The organism is Synechococcus sp. R3-13, assembly GCF_047462195.1.
Taxonomy (GTDB): Bacteria; Cyanobacteriota; Cyanobacteriia; order Thermostichales; family Thermostichaceae; genus Thermostichus.
In genome coordinates this window covers 1-2,149 of the sequence record NZ_JANSIO010000108.1, presented here as the reverse complement: position 1 = coordinate 2,149, position 2,149 = coordinate 1, and the positions used below count along the sequence as shown (strand labels likewise).

The window sequence follows — 2,149 nt, the reverse complement described above, 5'->3', positions numbered from 1 at the left end:
GCTGGCGCGAGCAGTAGCCCAGGCGTCTCATCTTAACCTGAACAACCATACGATTTATCCAAGAAATTGCAAACACTGCTGCAAAGCCCGCTGCACCGAGCCTAGGTAGCCCTCTCCAAACAGGTTGAGATGGTTGAGCCAGTGGTAGAGCTGGTAGAGGGGCTTGCGGTGAGGATATCCCTTATCCAAAGGATAGGTCTGCTGATAAGCCCGATAGAACTCCGGCGGAAAGCCGCCAAACAGTTCTGTCATCGCCAGATCCGTCTCTCGATCCCCGTAGTAGGTGGCCGGATCGAAAATCACCGGGGATCCATCGGCCAAGGCCCCGTAGTTGCCGCCCCACAGATCTCCATGCAACAGAGCGGGTTCTGGCCTGTAGTCCTGAAAAAAGGCTTCCAGCTCCGCCATTACCCGTTCGGCTTGGGCCACCCACGTGCCGCGATACCCCTGTTGGCAAGCCAATTTCACCTGGTAGAGCAGCCGCTGTTCCCGATAAAAATCCGGCCAATTCTGCCGCCAACTGTTGATCTGCGGCGTGGAGCCGATGGTGTTGTCCCGCTCCCAGCCGTAGCTGCCGTTGGGGGATAGGGTGCGGTGCAACTGGGCCAACTGGGATCCCAACAAACCCGCAGTGTGCGGACGGGGCGAGGTTAGCTCCAGGTATTCCAGCACCAAGTAGGCCTGCTCTCCTACGGATCCCCAGATGATGGGCTGGGGCACGCGAATGGCCTGGGCAGCCGCTAGGGTTTGCAAGCCCGCAGCTTCCGCTGCAAACATCTCCAGCGCTCTTTCTCCCCCACGGGCCAATTTGACAAAGTAGTCTCTTGCCCCTTCTGCAAGAGGGTTTTGGGAAGCGCAAGAAAACCGATAGGTGGCGTTGATGCTGCCCCCGCCCACAGAACGATACTGCAGGGGCCGTAAGGGATCCCCTGTCGCTTCCGCAAGGTGCTGGGCGATGGTTTGCCAAAGAGTTTGCATCAGCAGCCAAAGTCAATTGTCGGAGAAAAACAGGTACTTAATCAGACCTGTAAGCACACCACCCACTAGGGTAATAATTGCCCCTCGGCTGATGAACTCCTGGTTGTCCAAGCGCTTGCCAATCCCGTCCATCTTCTCGCTCAGTTTGCCTTCCATCCCGTTGATCCTTTCGTTCAACTGGGCCTCAATGCCATCGATTTTCTCGGTGAGCTTGACCTCGACGCTGTTAATCCTTTCGTTCAGCTTGACCGCCACCCCGTCAACCCGCTCTTCCAGCCGCTTGATCTCCCCTTGCAGCCTTGTTTCCACCTGGCGGATCTCGCCCCGCATTTCTGTAAATTGCAGGTCGATCTTCCGATCCAGGGCGAGGATGAGATCTCTGAGATCGGGCTGGGCAGTTTCGTTCATGGGAAAGAGAGCAGCGGGGCTTGAAGCCATTATGGCAGCAGAGCACTCTGCTTCATCGTGTCGTTTGTCTTGTCAGCCTTGCTCAAGTTCATTCCAGAATGAACGTTTGCAGGCTTGCCATGGCAGCGCCGAAATCCTTGGTCAATTGGGGTGGCCCAGCTCCTATTCCCCTTCAGTAGGTGCTGCTGCCTCAGGATCCAAAACGGCTCCTGCCCCGTAAGAGTCAATATCTATGGCCTGGGAGCCGCCCGTAGCCAACAGAGCCAGCAGGGATCCCAACTGCCACCACACCAAGCCTGCCGTGCCCAACACTAGGATCCCACCGACGCAGGCGGCCAGAGCCATAGGCAGGCCAAACACATTCAAACACGCAGCCACAAAGCCAAAGGTAAACAAGCAGCAGAGACTGTAGGTGAGGATCACCCCAGGAGTGCGATAGCGAATTTGGGCTTGGCTATCCCGGTTGAGCTGCCAAAGGGCTACCTGGTATTCCAACTTGTCCTTGAAAAGGATGCCAAAGATAACGGCAAAAAAGCTGAGCAGGGCAATGGCAGAGTAAATGGGGGGATTGGCGAAGGGATCAGAAAAGTTGCCGCCGGCGTAAAGGGATTCCATGGGGCCTACCTCGGTTCGGGATCTAAGCTCTTAGCTTAACATTTCTTAGCATTACTGCCAGTAAGCCGGGTTGCGTTAGCTCCACCAAGTCCACCCTAACCAGGTTGTCGCTCACCAAAAAACTGGGTCTGAAGCCCCGCCCTTGAGG

General features: G+C 56.3%; 3 protein-coding genes. All 3 read right to left on the bottom strand.

Annotated elements, in window-relative coordinates:
- Window positions 1–54 precede the first annotated feature (54 nt).
- Window positions 55–978: a fructosamine kinase family protein gene (locus tag NW856_RS03685; RefSeq protein WP_414399149.1), complete on the bottom strand. Its 924-nt coding sequence runs from the start codon at window positions 976–978 to the stop codon at window positions 55–57.
- A gap of 12 nt (window positions 979–990) precedes the next feature.
- The gene (locus tag NW856_RS03680; RefSeq protein WP_414399148.1) at window positions 991–1,386 is read right to left on the bottom strand and encodes a hypothetical protein; all 396 of its coding nucleotides are present in this window, start codon (window positions 1,384–1,386) and stop codon (window positions 991–993) included.
- Between the two features lie 162 nt (window positions 1,387–1,548).
- On the bottom strand, window positions 1,549–2,001 hold the full coding sequence (locus tag NW856_RS03675; protein ID WP_414358508.1) for a hypothetical protein: 453 nt from the start codon (window positions 1,999–2,001) through the stop codon (window positions 1,549–1,551).
- Between the last annotated feature and the right edge of the window lie 148 nt (window positions 2,002–2,149).

Excerpts from the sequence above, each read along its gene's own strand:
- NW856_RS03685 (WP_414399149.1), bottom strand. The coding sequence starts at position 978 with ATGCAAACTCTTTGGCAAACCATCGCCCAGCACCTTGCGGAAGCGACA.
- NW856_RS03680 (WP_414399148.1), bottom strand. The coding sequence starts at position 1,386 with ATGAACGAAACTGCCCAGCCCGATCTCAGAGATCTCATCCTCGCCCTG.
- NW856_RS03675 (WP_414358508.1), bottom strand. The coding sequence starts at position 2,001 with ATGGAATCCCTTTACGCCGGCGGCAACTTTTCTGATCCCTTCGCCAAT.